This window comes from Intrasporangium sp. (assembly GCF_036566125.1).
Lineage (GTDB): Bacteria > Actinomycetota > Actinomycetes > Actinomycetales > Dermatophilaceae > Intrasporangium.
On the sequence record NZ_DATCWX010000305.1, the window covers coordinates 1 to 18478 of the forward strand.

The window sequence follows — 18478 nt, forward strand, 5'->3', positions numbered from 1 at the left end:
GGGCAGCCCTGGCGACCGCGGCTGCCATCGTGTCGGAGACGGCGCAGGCGACGCCGCTGGCCATGACGACGCCAGCCGATTGGAGGAGGCCTTCGTCAAGGTCTGCGATGCCGAGCTTGGATGCGGTGCTGCCCCGTCGCACGTAGGTGAACTGCCGGGCGCCCAAGGGGTCGGCATGACTGAAGTACAAGCCGTGCTGCCCGGGCGCGCGGATGATCCACGACGTATCGACTCCAAGCTCACCCACCCGCTGCACCAGCTGGTCGCCGAGCTCGTCGTCGGGCACGCGCGTGACGAGCGCGACGTGGGCACCCGCCGCGGCCGCGGCGGCCGCGGCATTCAACGCGTCCCCGGAGAAGCCCAGCCGCAGGGTGGCACCCTGGGTGAGAGGTTCCCGCGACGACAGCTCGAGCAGGACCTCACCGAGGAGCACGACATCGGGTGCGCTCACGGCCCACCCCACTGCAGTCCGGCCCGGCCGGTGACGGTCACGGTTGGGGCTCCTCCTTGACCTGTGCCACGAGCTGCGTGGGGTTGACGAAGCGCAGTGCGATGACCAGCAGCACCATCATCACTGCCGTGTAGATCACCGCCATCGAGTCGACCGACTGCTGCGCCCGGATACCGGCCGCATTCATCGAGTTGAACAGCGCGACAACGAGGGTGTTCGAGTCCGGGCCCGCAGTGAGGAACGTGAGCTCGAACATCCCCACGGTGCGGACCAGGACGAGAATCGAGGCAGCAAGGATGCCGGGCACCAACAGCGGCGCGAGGATCCGCGTGAACACAGAGAGGGTGCGTGCGCCGGACATGCGGGCCGCCTTCTCGATCGTTGGGTCGATCTGCTCGATGAACGGGGTCATCGTGAGGATGACGAAGGGCACACAGGGCACGAGGTTCGCTAGGATGACGCCGGTGATGTTGCCGGCCAGGTTGAACTTGTAGAGCACGGTTGCCAAGGGGATGCCATAGGTGATCGGCGGCATCATGATGGGCAACAGGAACGCGAGGTAGACCAGCCGCTTGCCCGGAAAGTTGCGCCGTGCCAGGACGTAGCTGGCCGGCACGCCGATGAGCACCGACAGGATGACCACAGCCGCGGCCACCTCGAGGGTGACGATCACGACCTGGAACAGGTCGAACTCGGTCCACGCCTGTGTGTACCACTGAGTCGTCCAGCCCTCCGGGAGCCACGTGCCGAACCAGCGGGTACCGAACGAGTTGACGACAACTGAGCCCACGATGCCCACCAGGAACACCATGAAGAGGACCACGGCGCCCCAGACCAGCCAGGCGCCGGGACTCGCGACAATGCGACGACGACGCTCCGTTGGTGGTGGGCTCTGCGGCGCCCTGGTTTTCTCCCGGGTGGTGACCGTGGTCATGCGCCCTTACCTCCTGTGGACCCGACGTAGAAGCGACTGCGCCACAGGAGCACCAACGCGATGACTGCGAGCTCGACGGCCCCCATGATCATGGCGATCGCCGACGCGAACGGATAGTCGTACTGCTCGTACGCCGCTTGGTAAGCGGCGATCGAGATCACCCTCGTCTCGCCGGTCGGGTTGCCGACGATGATCGCTGAGGGGAACACGCTGAAAGCCAGGACGAAGGCGAGGCAGAACGTGGTCGCGAGCCCGGGTGCGAGCAGGGGCAAGGTGATCCGGCGGAATCTGGCTCGCCAGTCGGCGCCCAAGGTGGCGGCGGCGCGCTCGAGGCTGGGGTCGATGCCGGACAGGTAGGACAGGATCAACAGGAACGCGAACGGGAATCCGGTGATCACCAGTGAGAAGAACACGCCCCAGTAGTTGTTGATGAGGCGCAGCGGCTCATCGAGGCCAGCACTCGTCAGCGTCCGGTTGAGCCAACCCGCCGGTCCCAGGAAGTTGAGCAAACCCTGGGCCGTGAGGACGGTGCCGAGCGTGATCGGGATGACGAGCAGCGTCGTGACCAGTCTCTTGCCACGGAACCGGCCTCGCATGCGGTATGCGATGGGCACCGAGGCCAGCACATTGAAGAGGGCCGCTGGGATTGCCAAACGAAGTGTCTTCCAGATGGTGTCCCGCTGGAAGGCGTCCGTGAAGAACCGTTGGTAGTCCCCGAATGGACTGCCGCCCTTGGCCGGCTGGAAGGACAGACCCAGCCCGTACAGGAAGGGATAGATGAACAGGCCGATGACGAAGACGATCGCAGGGACGAGCAGCAGCAGCTGGCTGTCGACACCGCGTTCGGCGAGTCGGTGGCGCAGACTCAGTCCGTGGTGCTGATCCTGCCGATCCGTGGCGGATGACGTGCTCACGACGGACTCCGACTGTCGACCAGTGCTGACGCGTCGGCGTCAGAGCTGACGAGGGTCGTCGCCTCCGGCAATGGCTCGTCGCCCTGCGCGAACACGAGCAGGCGAGCTGGATCGACCGTGAAGGTACGAGAGTCCCCAGGCGCGAGGCGGTGTCCGGTGCGGATGTGCAGCCGGAAGCCCTCGCGAGTGCGGGCCTCGACCGCCAGCTCCCGGCCCTGGTACTCCACCACTTCGACATCGGCGTGCAGCTCGTTCTCAGCGACACCGCCTGAGGCCACGACGACGTCCTCGGGGCGGACGCCGACGACGACGGTGTCTCCGACGGCGACGTCCGCAACCGGCGTGGCGGTGAGGCGCCGACCGGCCCCCTCGACGACGACCCGCCCGGCCGAGGCCTCCACCACCTGCATGGACAGGAGGTTCCGGAAGCCCATGAAGTCAGCCACGTGCCAGTTGGCGGGAGTCGTGTGGAGCTCCTCGGGTGCACCGATCTGCTGCACCTTGCCGTTGCGCAAGACCACGAGGCGGTCCGCCATGGACAACGCCTCCTCCTGGTCGTGGGTCACGTACACCGTGGTGAGCCCCAGGCTCTGGTGTAGACGACGGATCTCGGTGCGCATCTCGAGCCGGAGCTTCGCATCGAGGTTAGACAGGGGCTCGTCCATCAGGACCAGCGACGGCTCGAGGACGACTGCCCGGGCGATCGCGACGCGCTGCTGCTGTCCGCCCGAGAGCTGCCCCGGCAGTTTGCGGGCATGCTCTTCGAGCTGGACCAGACGAACCGCCTCCTCCGTGCGACGAGCGACCTCCGCCTTGGGCAGCCGGCGCATCTCCAGCCCGAACGAGATGTTCTTGCGAACGCTCATGTGCGGAAACAGGGCGTAGTTCTGGAACACCATGCCGAACCCCCGGCGCTCGGGCGGCAGCGTGTCGACCCGGGTCTCGTCCTGCCAGATGCTTCCCGCGGTCAGCGGGAGCAGCCCGGCCAGACAGTTGAGCGCCGTTGACTTGCCACAGCCCGACGGCCCGAGCAGGGCGATGAACTCGCCCGCTCGGATCGTCAGATCCAGGTCCTGGAGGGCGTCCTGGCCGCCGAACTTGCGGCCGACGCCCTCCAGGCGGAGCTCATTGAACTCCTTTGGCTTGCTCGTCACTGCTGCTGCACTTTCGACCCACCGACCTCTCGGTCCCACTTGTCGAAGGCCGCGACCATCGACTTGTTGTCGAGCGGAACCTCCTTGGGGTTGTTCTCGATGAGGGCGTCGTACTCCGGACGGCCGAACTTGGCGATCGTGTCCTGGCTCTTCTGCGGGGCCATGGACAGCGTCACGTCCTTCACCGCAGGCCCGGGGTAGAAGTAGCCGTCGTCGTAGGCCTTCGCCTGCTGCTCCTTGGTCAGCATGAACTGCACGAGCTGCAGTACCGCCGCCTGCTGGTCGGTCGAAGCGCCCTTGGGGATGACCGCGTAGTGCGCGTCGGTCACCCAGTGGAAGCCCTCCAAGGTGCTGACCTTCGCCGACTCGGGCACGGTGCCGAGCGCCCGTGGGTTGATGTCCCAGCCGGTCGTCGAGGCGACGACGTTGACCGTGCCGTTGGCCAGATCCTTCATGGTCTGGGTGGTACCCGTTGGGTAGTTGTTGATGTACTGCCCGAGGTCCTTGAGGTAGGCCCAGGTCTTGTCCCAGCCGTTGATCGGATCATTGGGGTCCTTGTCCCCGAGGATGTACGGCAGTCCCATGAGGAAGGTGCGGCCCGGGCCGGAGTTGGCGGGGCGTGCATATTCGACCTTGCCCGGGTTGGCCTTGGCGTACGCGAGCAGCTCTTCGGCGCTCTTCGGCGGGTTCGTCACCTTGTCGGGCATGTACTCCAGCAGCGGACCGGAGGGGTAGTACGTCACCGTGACGCCGTAGTCGCCCGCGAGTTCCTGCATCTTGGCGGCCGGCTCCAGATAGGTGGACATGTTGGAGAGCCGGTCCGCGTGAGTGGGCAGGATCTGCTGCCACAGGCCCTGCTCCGCCCCTGCTGACAGGCCGTCGGTGCCGGTCAGGACCAGCCCGATGTCGACCCGCCCGGCACCTTGCTGGGCCTTGATCTTCCCGACGAGGTCTGGTGCCGGAGCCTTGGAGTACGTCACCTTGGAGATCACGTCGGAGTGCTGGTTGACGAACTCGTCGATCATTCCTTGGGTGAGCTGCAGGTTGCCCGCCACATCGAGCACGTTGAGCACGACGGGCTTCGACGGTTTGTCGGGGACCTCACCCGTTGGGTTCCCACCTCCTTGCGTCGGCGCGCTTGGGGCTCCGCAGGCTGCCAAGCCGACAGTGAGCAGGCCCGCGACCAGCGCAGTGGTGGGGAAGGTGACGCGCATGGGAAGGCGCATGTGGGATGTTCCCTTCTTCTATTGGTGCGCGCTCTGGCGCCGTGCGGACGGGTGTTGCTTCTGATGGGCGGCAGGCCCGGTGGTCTGCCGAACGAGCAGTTCAGTGGGTAGCTCGTGGATGAACTTGGTGGGCCCGGATGGGTCAGTCAGCAGCTGGATGAGGAGGTCAACAGACCTACGGCCGGCCCGCTCCTTCGGGATGCTCACCGTGGTGAGTGCAGGATGAACCACGCGCGACATCTGAATGTTGTCGATGCCGACCACGCTCAGGTCGCCGGGGACATCAACGCCGCGTTGACGCATGGTGTTGAGGAGCCCGAGGGCGACGAGGTCGTTGTAGGCGACGACAGCCGTGACGCCGGAGATGAGCACACCCTCGGCGGCCTCGGCACCCCCCTCGAAGGTCGGCGCGAAGTTGCCGAGCTCGACCAGCTCCACGTTCGAGGCGTCGCAGGCGGTGACCAGGCCGCGCAGGCGCTCCTTCGTGGACCAGCTCGAGCGCGGACCCGCGATGAACCCGATCTGGCGGTGGCCGAGCCCGGCAAGGTGTTCGACGACCTGTCGCATCCCATCCGCGTTGTCAACGGAGACGGACGGGATGGAGCCGGCCTTGCGGTTGACGAGGACGACGGGAGTCAACCCGGCCGCCTCCCGGAGCTCGGACGATTTCATGCGCGGGGAGCACAGAATGATCCCGTCGACCTGCTTGGCGAGGGAGCGGACGAGACCCAGTTCCGCGTATGGGTCCTCGTCGGTGTCCGCGACGAAGACCTGGTAGTCGCTCTCGTGGGCCTGACTCTGGATCCCCTTGACGACAGACGGGAAGAACGGGTTGGCCAGGTCGGGCAGGATGAGCCCGATGTTCCCGGTGCGGCCGGTGATGAGGCCGCGGGCTGCCCGGTTGGGCTGGTAGCCGAGGTGGTCGGCGACGCGCAGGACCCGCTCCCTCGTGGCCGCGTCGACGATGTCGGGCGTTGACAGGGCGCGTGAGACGGTTGACGGTGAAACGCCTGCCGCCTTCGCCACGTCGCGGATGGTGACCGCCATGCCGCGCCTCCCTCGTCATTGAGTGGATGTTCGCCTGCAGTCTGAAACCGATTGCAGGAGCCTGTCAATGACTCCAGCGAAGAATCTCAGATCGGGCAGAACCCACACGCACGCGTGTAAGTCGTTGCACCCCAGTCCGATCAGCAGCCCATTTGCGGGCTACCGGGCTTGCGGGCACCTCAACTGGCATGCAACCCTTTTCATCGCCTGCTCCACAGCCGACGCTGGTGGAGTCGAGCTCGACGTCGTCAAAGGAGCCGTCTCATGCCGTCCCCGCTCGTCCTGCACCCTGACCGCGCCTTGCCGTCCGACGAACGGCAGCGTCCGATCGCGCGGGCGATCTACGAGCAGACGAAGGACCTCCCGCTGGTCTGCATGCACGGCCATGTCGAGGCGTCGGTTTTCGCGGACAACGGGCCCTTCCCGGACCCGGCCAGTCTGCTCATCACCCCAGACCACTACGTCACGCGGATGCTCGTCTCGCAGGGCGTCCGCCAAGAGGACCTGGGCGTGGCGAGGAACGATGGGGCGTCCGTGCAGAGGGACCCGAGAGCGATCTGGCGCCTGCTGTGTGAGAACTGGCACCTCTTCCGGGGAACCCCGTCGCGGTATTGGCTCGAGCACGAGCTCGTCGAGGTCTTCGGAGTCGCCGAACAGCCCTCACCGGAGACCGCGGACAGCCTGTACGACGCTCTCGCTGCACGCGTTGCCGAGCCGGACTTCCGCCCGCAGCAGCTCTTGGACCGGTTTGGCATCGAGGTCTTGTCGACCACCGACCCGGCCACCGCCACGTTGGAGCACCATCAGCGCCTGGCCGAGCAGGGTCTCGGCGATCGCATCATCCCGACCTTCCGCCCCGACGCGGTGGTCCACCTCGACCGCCCGCTGTGGCGGCAGAATGTGACAACCCTCGGCGAGCTTGCTGACGAGGACACCTCGACCTATCCAGGCTTCCTGGCCGCCCTCCGGATCCGCCGGGAGGCCTTCATCGATGCGGGCGGACTGGCGACCGACCACGGGCACCTCACGGCGGACACGACCCCCTTGCCCGAGGCTGAGGCGAGGCAGCTCTTCGCTCGCGCCTGGGCAGGCGACGCGGCGCCTGGGGATGCCGGCGCGTTCGCCGCGCACATGTTGCACGTCATGGCGGGCATGTCACGAGATGACGGGCTCGTCATGCAGCTGCACCCCGGTGTGCTCCGAAACCACCACGGCCACACCCACAGCACGTTCGGCGCCGACAAGGGCTTCGACATACCGGTGGCCGCTGAGTTCACGCGGGGCCTTCGTCCTCTGTTGGAGGACTACGGTGACGACCCCGGATTCAGGATCATCCTCTTCACCGTCGACGAGACGGTGTATAGCCGGGAGCTGGCTCCCATCGCCGGCGCGTACCCGTCGGTCCGCCTCGGCGCCCCCTGGTGGTTCCTTGACAGCCCGGACGGCATGCGCCGCTTCCGCGAACTGGCCACGGAGACCGCTGGTTTCTACAACACCTCAGGCTTCGTCGACGACACTCGTGCCTTCGCCTCCATCCCGGCCAGGCACGACCTGGCTCGCCGGATCGATGCCGGCTACCTTGCCCGGCTCGTGGCTGAACACCGCCTCAACGACGACGAAGCGGTCGAGACAGCAGTTGACCTGGCCTACACCCTTCCCAAGCAGTCGTATGCCCGGAGCAGGATGCATTCGCCCGCGAAGTACCGCTAGGGCACCCGGCGCGTGTTGGGGGCCGTCGATTCGTTGCCAGGCGCGTCTGCCTCATGGACGCATCAGAGGCGTATAGGTGGTCCCCGCCCCCGTAGCACTGCCACGGCTGGCACCGGAAGGTCTCGATCGGGCCGTCAAGGGGGGATCGATTACCACCTGACCGGCCAGGCGGGCCCGGGAGCGTGTTATCGACAGCCTGGGCCGCTGGGCCGTCGAGTGGCTCTTCGACGGCCTGCCTCCGCACGACGTGCCACAGACGACATTGATGTGGTGGATGCACCGTCGAGTCGACCCGTCGCGCTTCCCGCCTCGGCGCACGATCCGACGCTCCCGGCCTTCAGCGACGTCTCCCAGGGCTACCAGAGCTGGCCCGAGGCGGTGGCCGCCGGACGGATGGAGGTGACCGGACCGCACCGGCTGGCATCGGCCCTGCCCACATGCTTCAGGTGGAGTCCCTGGTCGACGGTCACGCGGAGCGCGGGTCCGGGCGCGTGAGACGTCAGCGGACGAGAGGGATTGAGCGGCATAGACGCTCAGGCGGTATTAGGCGGACCCGGCTCCTCACCGTTGGCCACTGCTTCGACCCAGTCGACGGCGTCATCGGAGAGGTGGAGGCCGTCCGGCCGCTGCTCCCCCACCCACCATGCCTCGCTCGACGGCTCGCCTCCGACATCAGAGATCTCGTCGACGACCTCAGCCGGGAGGGGCTCGCCGTTGTGCTCGATCAGCCAACCCCGTGTTTCCGGACTGAGCCGCGGCCACCACTGCTCGATGGACATCCGCTCATCCCACTGGAGTCGTCGCAGCGGAGCCGTCCAAGAGGCTGGACGGTTTGCCCGGCTGGTAGAGCCACTCGTCGAAGAACTGCCTCAGGTCCTGTCCGCTCACGCGCTCGGCGAGGGCGACGAAGTCCGCCGTGGTGACGGTGCCGTACCGGTTCTCGGCATACCAGGTCCGCAGCAAGTCCGTGAACTGTGCATCGCCGATCCGTTCGCGCAGCGCCTCCAGCGTCATGGCACCTCGCTGGTAGATCGTGCCGTCGAAGAGGTGCTGGGCGTCTCCGGGATCGCCCGGGGGTGGGTTCCAGAACGAGGTCTGCTGTGCAGGCGTGTTTGCCAGCTGCTTGAACCGCTGGGCCGCGGACTTGCCACCCTGCTGCTCGGTCCAGATCCACTCCGACCACGTGGCGAACCCCTCGTGGAGCCAGATGTCCGGCCACGAGCCCAGCGTGACTGCGTCGCCGAACCACATGTGCGAGAGCTCGTGGAGCAGGGTGACCTCGTCGGGTGCGTCGTCGAAGACCGGCTTGGTCTGTGTCTCGAGTGAGTAGCCGAGCTGGGGAGCGTCGTCGACGATCGCACCGACCGTCTCGAAGGGGTAGGACCCGTAAAGGTTCTCGAGGAACGACACCATCGCGGGAAGCTTGCGGAGGACCGCGGATGCCGAGGACGCCTGCCTGGGGTCGACGGCGATATACGTCGGGATGCCGCTGGGCGTCGTGCCCGTCGTGACGTCGAACCGACCAAGGGTGATGGTCGCCAGGTAGGGCGCCATCGGGTAGCTCTCGCGCCACGTGAAGGTGGTCACCCCGTTCACAGTCGTCTGGCTCTGCAGTGAGCCGTTGCCGACGGCCGTGAGCCCGGACGGGACCGTCATGCTGACCGTGAAGGTCGCCTTGTCGCGAGGGGTGTCGTTGGCGGGGTACCACGCCGGGGAGCCCTGCGGCTCCCCGACGACCGCGGCGCCGTCGCTGGTGTAGACCCATCCCTCGCTCGAGCCGTCCGGGTCGATGACCGTCTGAGGCTGCCCGGCGTACGGCACCACGACGGTGAAGGCGTCACCAGTGCGCACGGCGTGCGACGGCGTGATCATGAGCTCTTGGCCGTCCCGCGCGACTGACGCCTCGACCCCGTTGACTGTGACCGTGCCGACGTCGAACCCGCGCAGGTCGAGGTCGAATCTGCTGAGGTCTTGAGTCGCATGAATCTGGAGGGTGGCCGTGCCCGAGAGCTGGTGGCTCGCCGGTTGGTACGCGAGGTCGAGGCTGTAGTTCGTGACGTCGATTCCGCCGTTGCCGGCGAGCGGGAAGAAGGGATCTCCGGCACCGGGCGAGCCGACGGTGTCGGCGGCCATCGCAGGGGCAGCGGTCGCTGCCAGTGCCAATGCGGCGATCGTTGTGGCCGTGCTGCCTCTCCTCATGCCGACTCCCCTCGCAGTAGGGACGACGCTAGTCCTGGCCGGGAAGCTCGGACAAGGGTGTCGCGACCCAGTCGCCGGCGTGGAGCGCGGCTGCATTGCGGATGAGCCGGCCGAAACGCCGGGGGCCTGCAAGGAGCCGCGGTTGGGCGGGTGGGCATGCTGCCGGTCGTGCCCAAGCCCCTGACCAGCCAAAACGTGCAATTGGGTCAGTTGGCGTTGCTTGTCGAACCGAGCCGTTAGCGAGCCTGTTGCGGACTATTTGCGGACTGATCGGGTCTTCGAGGCGTGGCCGCACTCGCGCGCTTCGGGCTGTCGTCTGCAGCCAGCACAGCCTCCCTTGGTATCCCAAAGCGACCGCGTCCATGTAGCCCGGATAGGGCAGGCGTCGTACCGTGCCGGCCCCAGCGGCCACCAGTCTCACCCCTTGGAGGTGACGCACCGGCACCGCCGAGGGACGAAGTTGGAGGGGTTGTGACGGCGCCGGCACCCGGCTGCCGCGCGACCGAGGCAGCGCAACGCCGCGCCGCTTCGCAGCGCCCCCGGGCGGATCGCGAAGGAGAAGCATGGACGACAACCCCGACACGACGACGGAGGAGCTGGGCCCGGTCGACTACGTGGTCATCGAGTTCCCGGCAGGTCAGCAAAACTTCACCGGCGAGGTGGCCGAAGAGCTGGCCCGCCTCTCGGAGTCCGGTGTGATCCGGGTGCTCGACCTCCTCATCATCAGCAAGAACGCAGACGGGTCGGTCGATGCCCTCGAGATCGACGACACCCCGGCCGTGGACGAGATCCGCGCCCTCGAGACCGACATCGCCGAGGTCCTCGCCGCAGAGGACGTCGAGCTGCTGGCCGCGGCCATGGAGCCCGGCAGCGTCGCCGGCGTTCTCGTTTTCGAGAACCGCTGGGCCGCACCGTTCGCCGCGGCTGCCCGTCGCGCCGGTGGGCAGCTCATCGCCAACGGCCGGATCCCGATCCAAGCCATCGCCGCATCCATCGAGGCCGAGCTGGCCTTGGAAGAAGGGAACTGAGATGCCACTTCGTCCCGCACGCGCCATGCGTCGCGGCGTCATCGGCGCCCCCGTGGCCCGCACCGCCGCCACCGTCGGCACCGCAGCCGTCGTCGTCCACGGTGTCCGTCGTCGCGGTGACCGCCGAGAGGACCGCCGCGACGACCGTCGCGACTGATCCGCACACCAACCACTGGAGGGTCGCCGCCGTGAGGTGGTGTCCCGGGCCACAGGAGGCGGAGCGCGCGTGACACCGGAGTGTGCGGAAAAGATCGAGCTGGACATCAGGGTCCCCGTCTCCGTGCCTCGTGATCCCCGATCGCTGCCGGTCTCCCGACTGGCTGTCGGTCCCCGAGATGGCCCGGCGCGCGAGCCTCGGTCTCCTCCGCGATACGGTCGTCGAGCGCACGCCCGTAGGTGCTCCAGCGCAGCGTGTGGGGAGATGCTCGGAAGCTGGGCGATCAGGTACTTGTCGTGGGGGTGACTGCCGTTCTCCTCGTCGCCGCGGCCCTTTTTGCGTGGGGGCTGGTTTCGGCACGTCTGGAGCGTGCGGACCTGACGGCACCCGTGGTGTTCGTTGCCCTGGGTGTTCTTCTGCACCGGGGCGGTCTCGTGGACACCACCGAGGGCCCCGACGCCATCACACCCCTCGTCGAGGTCACCCTCGTGTGGCTGCTGTTCTCGGATGCCGCGCGACTGAGCCTGAGCGAGCTGCGCGCGGACATCGGCCGATACCTGCGCCTGTTGGGCATCGGCCTGCCGCTGACCATCGTCCTCGGGTCGGCGCTGGCTGCATGGCTCTGGCCTGACCTTGGCCTGTGGATGGCGCTGCTCGTCGGCGCCGCCCTGGCCCCAACGGATGCGGCGCTCGGCAGGCCGGTCGTGACCAACCGGGTCGTCCCCTCGCGCATTCGTCAGCTCATCACCGTCGAGAGTGGACTGAACGACGGAATAGCCACTCCTGTGGTCATGTTCGCGATCGCGGGTGCCGCAGCCGCGGCCGGCCTTCAGGGTGCGGAGTCCACGGGCCGAGCGCTCGTCACACTGATCCTCGGAGTGATGGTGGGCGGCGCCGTCGGAGCTCTCGGAGGGTGGCTGCTCAGGCACGCCCGCCGGCGTGGGTGGGCCGCCGAGGACTTCAGCGGCATCGCGGTCCTTGCGCTGGCCCTTCTCGCCTATACGGCCGCAGTGGCCACAGAAGGCAACGGGTTCGTCGCTGCCTTCTGCGCCGGGGTGGGTTTCGGGGCGCTCGCCGGCCGTCGCGGGCCGGCCGAGCTGGTCTTCCTCGACCAGACGGGCGGACTGGTCTCCCTCCTGGTCTGGTGTGCCTTCGGCGCCATCGCCGTGCCCATCATGCTCGAGCGCCTCGACGCCCTGACCGTCGTGTACGCCGTGCTGAGCCTCACCGTCATCCGCATGCTGCCCGTTGCCATCGCCGCCGTCGGCGCCGGCATGGACCGTAGGACCATCGTGTTCATCGGCTGGTTCGGTCCGCGGGGCCTGGCCTCGCTCCTGTTTGCGCTGCTGGCGCTCGAGGCGCTCGGGTCGGTGGCGGACGAGGTCGTTGCGATCATCGCGATCACAGTGCTGCTCAGCGTCCTTGCGCATGGGCTGACCTCGGGGCCGTTGGCCACGCGGTATGGAACCATCGCGTCCCACCGGACATGGAGCGAGGACACCTCGCCCTGACGTCGACAGGCGGCTGACGACCAGTCCGTGAAGGGCCGACGCGCCAGCTGGACTCGCCCTTTCTGGGGTCGAGTCCAGCGTCTTGGACCGAGGCGACGTCATGGGGGGCGCCGGCCAGTGTGGCCGACGGAGCCCACGAAATCCGGGCTGACGACCCCGCTATCGCCCCGGCAGGCAACACGCAGCTGGGTCTCAGCCACCCTTGACGGGTGAGTGCGAGAGGACCGATGCGGCGGAAGATGAGGTAATCACCCCCGATGCCAAAGGCGGATCCCCCATGACGGCGTCACCCGATCGCCATGCCCGCACGATGCTGCCCATCCCGGACCGGCCGCCCCACGGGCTGACGACGTACGACGCCAAGGATCCTGACACGGCGTTCCCGCCGATCGAGCCGCTGCTGCCGCCGGAGGGCGCGCCCAACGTCCTCGTCGTCCTGCTCGACGACGTCGGCTTCGGCGCGTCGAGCACGTTCGGGGGACCCTGCCGGATGCCGACGGCGGACCGGCTGGCCGACGGTGGGTTGCGGTACAACCGGTTCCACACCACGGCGCTGTGCGCACCGACCCGGCAGGCCCTGCTCACCGGCCGCAACCACCACTCGGTGGGCATGGGCAGCATCACCGAGACGGCGACCTCGGCCCCCGGCTACAGCTCGCTGCGCTCGAACACCAAGGGGCCCTTGGCGATGACGCTGAAGCTCAACGGGTACTCCACGGCACAGTTCGGCAAATGCCACGAGGTGCCGGTCTGGCAGTCCTCGCCGATGGGTCCGTTTGACGCCTGGCCGTCCGGTGGAGGTGGCTTCGAGACGTTCTACGGCTTCATCGGCGGCGAGAACAACCAGTGGGACCCGGCGCTCTACGACGGCACCACGCCCGTCGAGCCGCCGGCCTCGGCGGAGGAGGGGTACCACCTCACCGAGGACCTGACCGACCGGGCTATCGGTTGGGTGCAGCAGCAAAAGGCGCTGATGCCGGCCAAGCCCTTCTTCGTCTACTTCGCGCCGGGGGCCACACACGCCCCGCACCACGTCCCGAAGGAATGGGCGGACCGGTACGCCGGGCAGTTCGACGACGGCTGGGACGTGCAGCGCGAACGCATCTTCGCGCAGCAACTGGAGCTGGGGGTGGTCCCGGACGGGGCGGCGCTGACGCCCCGCCATCGTGAGATCCCCTCGTGGGACGAGATGCCCGACGACCTCAAACCGGTGCTGGCGCGTCAGATGGAGGTGTACGCCGGATTTCTCGAGCACACCGACCACCACGTCGGCCGACTGGTGGACGCCATCGAGCAGCTGGGCGTCCTCGACAACACGCTCGTGTACTACATCATCGGCGACAACGGCGCCTCCGCTGAAGGTACCCTGAACGGCGCTTTCAACGAGCTGGCCAACTTCAACGGGATGGCGGCGCTCGAGACTCCCGAGTTCATGCTGAGCAAGATGGACGAGCTCGGCTCGCCCTCGTCGTACAACCACTACGCGGTCGGCTGGGCCTGGGCGATGTGCACCCCGTTCCAGTGGACCAAGCAGGTCGCCTCGCACTGGGGTGGCACGCGGAACGCAACCATCGTGCACTGGCCGGCCGGCATCTCGGACACCGGGGGGCTGCGCTCACAGTTCACCCACGTCATCGATGTCGCGCCGACCATCCTCGAAGCGGCCGGCCTGCCGGAGCCGACGCAGGTCAACGGCGTGCTGCAGTCCGCAATGGAGGGCACGAGCATGTGCTACACCTTCGCGGAGGCCTCTGCCCCCGAGCGCCACGACCTGCAGTACTTCGAGATGTTCGGCAACCGCGGCATCTACCACCGGGGGTGGAGTGCGGTCACCAAGCACCGCACGCCGTGGGTCATGAGCGGAGGGGTGATCCCCGCGTTCGACGACGACGTCTGGGAGCTGTACGACGGCAACACCGACTACAGCCAGGCCCGCGACCTCGTCGGCGAACGGCCCGAGATGCTCGCCAAGCTGCAGCGGCTCTGGCTCATCGAGGCCGCGAAGTACGACGTGCTGCCGCTGGACGACCGCGGCGCCGAGCGGCTCAACCCGGACATCGCCGGGCGCCCCACCTTGATCCGCGGGACCTCTCAGTTGTTCTTCCCCGGCATGGGACGCCTGTCGGAGAACAGCGTGGTGAGCATCAAGAACAGGTCATTCTCGGTCACAGCGGAGATCGACGTCCCCGACGGCGGAGTGGAGGGGGTGCTCATCGCCCAGGGCGGCCGATTCGGCGGCTGGGCCCTCTACGCCCAGTCCGGAAGGGCCAGGTTCGTGTACAACGTCCTGGGCATTCACCAGTTCGCGACCGAGGCCGACAGCCCCATCCCTGGCGGCATCCACCAGGTCCGCGTGGAGTTTGCCTATGACGGAGGAGGACTGGCCAAGGGCGGCGACGTCACCCTTTACTACGACGGCACCAAGGTCGGGGTCGGCCGCGTGGGCCTCACCCAGCCGATGATCTTCTCCGCCGACGAGACCACCGACATCGGCCAGGAGACCGGCACGACCGTCACCCCCGACTACACCCCCCAGACCAGCCGGTTCACCGGCCGGATCAGGTGGGTCCAGCTCGACGTCGGCACCGACGACCACGACCATCTCATCTCGCCCGACGAGCGCCTTCGCGTCGCCATGGCCAGGCAGTGATGGGGCAGCACGCGAGCGACCCGACAACGGGGCCGTGCTGCGGCCCGGCCCGCGGCGAGCGCGGCGTCCATGCGCCGGATGCCGAGGCCGCCGGAAGGGTCTCCGCCGCTCAGCCGGGGGCCGCGGACCGGCGCGGCGCGACGGCAGCTGTGGACGCCGGTGCCTTTCTGATGGGCACCGACGACCCGCGGGGTTACGCCCGGGACGGTGAGGGCCCCGCGCACGAGGTGGAGCTGGCGCCGTTCCTGCTCGAGGTCCACACCGTAACCAACGAGCGGTTCCGTGACTTCGTCCAGGCCACCGGTCACCGCACGACCGCCGAGAAGCTCGGCACGTCCTTCGTGTTCGGAGGCCTCCTCCCGGACGACTTCCCCCCAACTCGAGCCGTCGCCGCGACCCCTTGGTGGCGCGAGGTCGAGGGCGCCGACTGGCGGCATCCCGAGGGACCGCACAGCGATCTGAACGACCGGGCTGAGCACCCGGTCGTCCACGTGGGCTGGGCGGACGCCGTTGCCTTCTGCACCTGGGCCGGCGGGCGTCTGCCCAGCGAGGCCGAGTGGGAACGGGCGGCCCGAGGCACCGGCGTGGGCCACCATTACCCGTGGGGCGATGACCGGGAGCCCGGTGGACGGCACCTTATGAACGTCTTCCAGGGTCACTTTCCCGCGCACGACACGGGCGAGGACGGCTGGGTCGGGACGTGTCCCGTCGGCAGCTATCCTCCGAACGACCTCGGCTTGTTCGAGATGACCGGCAACATCTGGGAGTGGTGCGCGGACTGGTTCGACCCGACGTACTACGCTCACTCCCCTCGCGGCGCACCGCCGGGGCCGCCGCAGGGGACGGCTCGGGTCATGCGAGGAGGCTCCTACCTCTGCCACGACACCTACTGTTGGCGCTACCGGGTGGACTCCCGCAGCAGCAACACCCCGGACAGCACCACCGGCAACCTCGGCTTCCGGGTGGCGCACGACGTCGACCCATGAACACTCAGTAGCAGCATGCACGGATGGCTTCCTGTGAAGCGCAGGTCGCCGAACCCTGGCAGGGGTGCACACTGTCTCGTCGCCTCGCGGGAAGGCGCAGGCCCTTGGCGAGCTGAAGTCACACCGGTGGTCTTGGCGCCAGACGGTGTCCGCCGCAACTACGGGCCGGATGATGCCCCGCACATGTAGGTATGGCGGATGAGCCGGCTTGTACGCCGGGGAGTGCAGGGCGCCTGGGTGGCTCTGTTCGTGGTGGTGTCAGGCTTCGGGGATCTCGCGGCCGAATGCCTCGCGGGTGACGACCTCCGGGTCCGGTCCACCTCGCACGCCGGTGTCGAGGCTGTCGATGGCGGCGAGGTCCTCAGGGGTGAGCTCGAAGTCGAGAACGTCGAGGTTCTCGGCCATGCGGGACGGCGTGACTGACTTGGGGATTGCCGAGCGGCCCTGCTGGAGGTGCCAGCGGAGCATCACCTGCGCAGGGGTGCGGTCGTGGGTCCGGGCAATCTCCTTGATGGTCGGGTCCTGCAGCGTCGAGCCAGGCGACCCGTCGCGGTAGAACGTGATGCCGCCGATGGGCGACCACGCCTGGGTGACGATTCCGTGCCGGGCGTCCGCCGCGAGGACCTCGGGCTGGCGGAAGTAGGGGTGCACCTCGGCCTGGTTGACGGCGGGGATGACCGTCGTCGCGTCGAGGAACCGTTCGAGGTGGTTGGGCATGAAGTTGCTGACGCCGATGGCACGGACCTTGCCGTCGGCGAGCAGCGTCTCGAGGGCCCGATAGGCATCGATGGTGAGGTCGAACTCGCCGGGGAGTGCCTGGTGGAGGATGAGCAGGTCGAGCTGCTCCAGCGCGAGCTTGCCGGCGCTCTTGTCGAAAGCGTGCAGGGTGGCGTCGTAGCCGTAGTCGCTGATCCAGACCTTTGTCTCGACGAACACCTCGCCCCGGTCCAGTCCGGAGGCGGCGATGGCCTCGCCCACCTGCCGCTCGTTGCCGTACGCAGCAGCGGTGTCGATGTGTCGGTAGCCGATCTCAAGTGCGGTGGCGACCGCGGTGCGGGTCTCGTCGGGCGGGGTCTGGAAGACCCCGTACCCGAGGGCCGGCATCTGCACGCCGTTGTTCAGGGTGATGCTGGGGACGGTCATCGTCTCTCTCTCTTTCGGTTTCCCTTCGCTGATCGTGGACCCGGGTAGCAGCCTGCGGTAGTCGTCGGTCACCCGGCCCATCCCACTCACGGCGTAGGTCACCAGAGGCAGAACGGTACGCCCGTGCGTCCATCACCAGCCCGCAAGCCCGGGCGAGGACGCTTCGCGTCGAGCCGGCCTGACCCTCGGCAGACCCCTCAGACCAGCACCCCGCGCTCAGGGGCCGGGAGTCCGACGACCGTCGTGCTTCGTCCCAAGCGTTCTCGTCCCAGACGACGCCCCCAATGTGAAGGTATGGCGGATGAGTCGGCCGATACGCCGGGTTCTGTTCCGCGTCCCCGTTGCCAGTGACGCGGCGACGGCCATCCATCTCGGCCGGCCATTGCTGACCGGCTCCAGCGCCCTACCCGCGCACTCGACCGGGCCGGTCTCGAGCGTGCGCTGTCTGGGCTTGCTCCGGGTGGGGTTTACCGAGCCGCCCCAGTCACCTGGAGCGCTGGTGGTCTCTTACACCACCGTTTCACCCTTACCTGCACGAAGCAGGCGGTTTGCTTTCTGTGGCACTGTCCCGCGGGTCACCCCGGGTGGCTGTTGGCCACCACCCTGCCCTGTGGAGCCCGGACGTTCCTCGGCAGGATCTCTCCTGACGCGACCGCCTGGCCGACTCATCCGTCCCCAATGATAGATGCCGTATGCTGCTGAGCTCACACCGCGCCCACCTGACCTGGGGTGCGTGGCCGGCTTCAGCCACTTACCGCGGGTAGAACGCTCTGCGCCAGCCCGGGTTTCACGAACAGACCTCAACTCGGAGTAGGCGTGACCTGACTCACACCTGGACGCGGGCATCAACGAGCGAGGGCCCTCGTTCGTCCTCATGGAGAACGCGATACGCAACTGAACCAGGACATGACCGAGCAACTGAACACCGAGACCGCCCCACCCGCCCGCAGAGCGACGTTGCTCGACCTCTCAGTCACCCAGCTCATCGCCGGGTCGTTGGCTGCCGCGACGGCGGCCGCTCTCGGCTCGCGCCTCGGTGTGCTCGGCACCATCAGCGGTGCAGCGATCGGTTCGGTCGTGAGCGCGATCGCAGCGAGCATTTACACCACCTCGATGACTCGCGCTCGCGAGGCGCTGCGCTGGCAGAAACTGCACGGTCGACAGGCTCTGTCGAACGCGCAGAACGCGTCTGCCTCCACGTCGTCGAGTGTGCAGAATTCGCCCGTCCGCACGCCTCGTCGCATCCTGGCAACCGCCGGCGTCGTGTTCGCCTTGGCCGTTGCCTTCCTCGTCGGGCTGCAGCTCGCCAGCGGTGCGGACGTCACGGGGACGTCGCTTCGCACCCGCCCTTCGTATGACCAGCTCGAG

17 protein-coding genes and 1 other RNA gene are annotated in these 18478 nt (G+C 67.9%); 8 read left to right on the top strand and 10 right to left on the bottom strand.

What is annotated here, in order from left to right; genetic code table 11:
- From VIR15_RS18280 to VIR15_RS18305, 6 genes are all read right to left on the bottom strand, one after another.
- On the bottom strand, nt 1–451 hold a 451-nt coding region (locus VIR15_RS18280), incomplete at its 3' end, for a PfkB family carbohydrate kinase (RefSeq protein WP_331930376.1).
- 37 nt (nt 452–488) lie between these two features.
- Entirely contained in the window at nt 489–1385 is an 897-nt protein-coding gene (locus tag VIR15_RS18285) for an ABC transporter permease (protein WP_331930378.1), read from the bottom strand.
- A complete protein-coding gene (locus tag VIR15_RS18290; protein ID WP_331930380.1) occupies nt 1382–2299 on the bottom strand; it encodes an ABC transporter permease in 918 nt (305 codons plus the stop codon). The genes VIR15_RS18285 and VIR15_RS18290 overlap by 4 nt, the downstream gene beginning before the upstream one ends.
- On the bottom strand, nt 2296–3453 hold the full coding sequence (locus tag VIR15_RS18295) for an ABC transporter ATP-binding protein (RefSeq protein WP_331930382.1): 1158 nt from the start codon (nt 3451–3453) through the stop codon (nt 2296–2298). Before VIR15_RS18295 ends, VIR15_RS18290 begins: the two co-directional genes overlap by 4 nt.
- Entirely contained in the window at nt 3450–4679 is a 1230-nt protein-coding gene (locus VIR15_RS18300; protein ID WP_331930384.1) for an ABC transporter substrate-binding protein, read from the bottom strand. Before VIR15_RS18300 ends, VIR15_RS18295 begins: the two co-directional genes overlap by 4 nt.
- A gap of 18 nt (nt 4680–4697) precedes the next feature.
- On the bottom strand, nt 4698–5726 hold the full coding sequence (locus tag VIR15_RS18305; protein ID WP_331930386.1) for a LacI family DNA-binding transcriptional regulator: 1029 nt from the start codon (nt 5724–5726) through the stop codon (nt 4698–4700).
- A gap of 264 nt (nt 5727–5990) precedes the next feature.
- Between VIR15_RS18305 and uxaC the strand changes: the two genes are divergently transcribed.
- Both uxaC and VIR15_RS18315 read left to right on the top strand, forming a co-directional pair.
- Nucleotides 5991–7436, top strand: coding sequence for a glucuronate isomerase (gene uxaC / locus VIR15_RS18310; RefSeq protein ID WP_331930388.1), 1446 nt, complete (start codon nt 5991–5993; stop codon nt 7434–7436).
- Nucleotides 7437–7706: 270 nt separating this feature from the next.
- Nucleotides 7707–7931, top strand: coding sequence for a hypothetical protein (locus tag VIR15_RS18315; RefSeq protein ID WP_331930390.1), 225 nt, complete (start codon nt 7707–7709; stop codon nt 7929–7931).
- 38 nt (nt 7932–7969) lie between these two features.
- On the opposite strand, the gene VIR15_RS18320 is transcribed toward VIR15_RS18315, so the two are convergent.
- A complete protein-coding gene (locus tag VIR15_RS18320) occupies nt 7970–8215 on the bottom strand; it encodes a hypothetical protein (RefSeq protein WP_331930392.1) in 246 nt (81 codons plus the stop codon).
- A gap of 4 nt (nt 8216–8219) precedes the next feature.
- Complete coding sequence (locus VIR15_RS18325; protein ID WP_331930394.1) at nt 8220–9635, bottom strand: M1 family metallopeptidase; 1416 nt, start codon at nt 9633–9635, stop codon at nt 8220–8222.
- A 563-nt stretch (nt 9636–10198) separates the two neighbouring features.
- Here VIR15_RS18325 and VIR15_RS18330 point away from each other — a divergent pair.
- The 5 genes from VIR15_RS18330 to VIR15_RS18350 all read left to right on the top strand — a co-directional run bounded on the left by VIR15_RS18330 (nt 10199) and on the right by VIR15_RS18350 (nt 15967).
- Nucleotides 10199–10663 carry a DUF6325 family protein gene (locus tag VIR15_RS18330; RefSeq protein ID WP_331930396.1) on the top strand — a complete coding sequence of 155 codons (465 nt, stop codon included), beginning with the start codon at nt 10199–10201 and terminating at the stop codon, nt 10661–10663.
- A 1-nt stretch (nt 10664) separates the two neighbouring features.
- Nucleotides 10665–10820: a hypothetical protein gene (locus tag VIR15_RS18335; protein ID WP_331930398.1), complete on the top strand. Its 156-nt coding sequence runs from the start codon at nt 10665–10667 to the stop codon at nt 10818–10820.
- A gap of 296 nt (nt 10821–11116) precedes the next feature.
- Complete coding sequence (locus VIR15_RS18340) at nt 11117–12331, top strand: cation:proton antiporter domain-containing protein (protein WP_331930400.1); 1215 nt, start codon at nt 11117–11119, stop codon at nt 12329–12331.
- Nucleotides 12332–12608: 277 nt separating this feature from the next.
- Nucleotides 12609–14981: an arylsulfatase gene (locus VIR15_RS18345; RefSeq protein WP_331930402.1), complete on the top strand. Its 2373-nt coding sequence runs from the start codon at nt 12609–12611 to the stop codon at nt 14979–14981.
- Complete coding sequence (locus VIR15_RS18350; RefSeq protein WP_331930404.1) at nt 14981–15967, top strand: formylglycine-generating enzyme family protein; 987 nt, start codon at nt 14981–14983, stop codon at nt 15965–15967. The genes VIR15_RS18345 and VIR15_RS18350 overlap by 1 nt, the downstream gene beginning before the upstream one ends.
- A 258-nt stretch (nt 15968–16225) precedes the next feature.
- Here VIR15_RS18350 and VIR15_RS18355 read toward each other — a convergent pair whose 3' ends face one another.
- Both VIR15_RS18355 and rnpB read right to left on the bottom strand, forming a co-directional pair.
- On the bottom strand, nt 16226–17110 hold the full coding sequence (locus tag VIR15_RS18355; protein WP_331930406.1) for an aldo/keto reductase: 885 nt from the start codon (nt 17108–17110) through the stop codon (nt 16226–16228).
- A 298-nt stretch (nt 17111–17408) separates the two neighbouring features.
- Nucleotides 17409–17778: RNase P RNA component class A (rnpB, locus tag VIR15_RS18360), an RNA gene on the bottom strand.
- Between the two features lie 238 nt (nt 17779–18016).
- Here rnpB and VIR15_RS18365 point away from each other — a divergent pair.
- The coding region (locus VIR15_RS18365) for a hypothetical protein (RefSeq protein ID WP_414654977.1) at nt 18017–18478 on the top strand (462 nt) is incomplete at its 3' end.

Coding starts and splice junctions, on each gene's coding strand:
- VIR15_RS18285 (WP_331930378.1), bottom strand. CDS start 1,385: ATGACCACGGTCACCACCCGGGAGAAAACCAGGGCGCCGCAGAGCCCA.
- VIR15_RS18300 (WP_331930384.1), bottom strand. CDS start 4,679: ATGCGCCTTCCCATGCGCGTCACCTTCCCCACCACTGCGCTGGTCGCG.
- VIR15_RS18305 (WP_331930386.1), bottom strand. CDS start 5,726: ATGGCGGTCACCATCCGCGACGTGGCGAAGGCGGCAGGCGTTTCACCG.
- uxaC (WP_331930388.1), top strand. CDS start 5,991: ATGCCGTCCCCGCTCGTCCTGCACCCTGACCGCGCCTTGCCGTCCGAC.
- VIR15_RS18320 (WP_331930392.1), bottom strand. CDS start 8,215: ATGTCCATCGAGCAGTGGTGGCCGCGGCTCAGTCCGGAAACACGGGGT.
- VIR15_RS18325 (WP_331930394.1), bottom strand. CDS start 9,635: ATGAGGAGAGGCAGCACGGCCACAACGATCGCCGCATTGGCACTGGCA.
- VIR15_RS18330 (WP_331930396.1), top strand. CDS start 10,199: ATGGACGACAACCCCGACACGACGACGGAGGAGCTGGGCCCGGTCGAC.
- VIR15_RS18335 (WP_331930398.1), top strand. CDS start 10,665: ATGCCACTTCGTCCCGCACGCGCCATGCGTCGCGGCGTCATCGGCGCC.
- VIR15_RS18345 (WP_331930402.1), top strand. CDS start 12,609: ATGACGGCGTCACCCGATCGCCATGCCCGCACGATGCTGCCCATCCCG.
- VIR15_RS18350 (WP_331930404.1), top strand. CDS start 14,981: ATGGGGCAGCACGCGAGCGACCCGACAACGGGGCCGTGCTGCGGCCCG.
- VIR15_RS18355 (WP_331930406.1), bottom strand. CDS start 17,110: ATGACCGTCCCCAGCATCACCCTGAACAACGGCGTGCAGATGCCGGCC.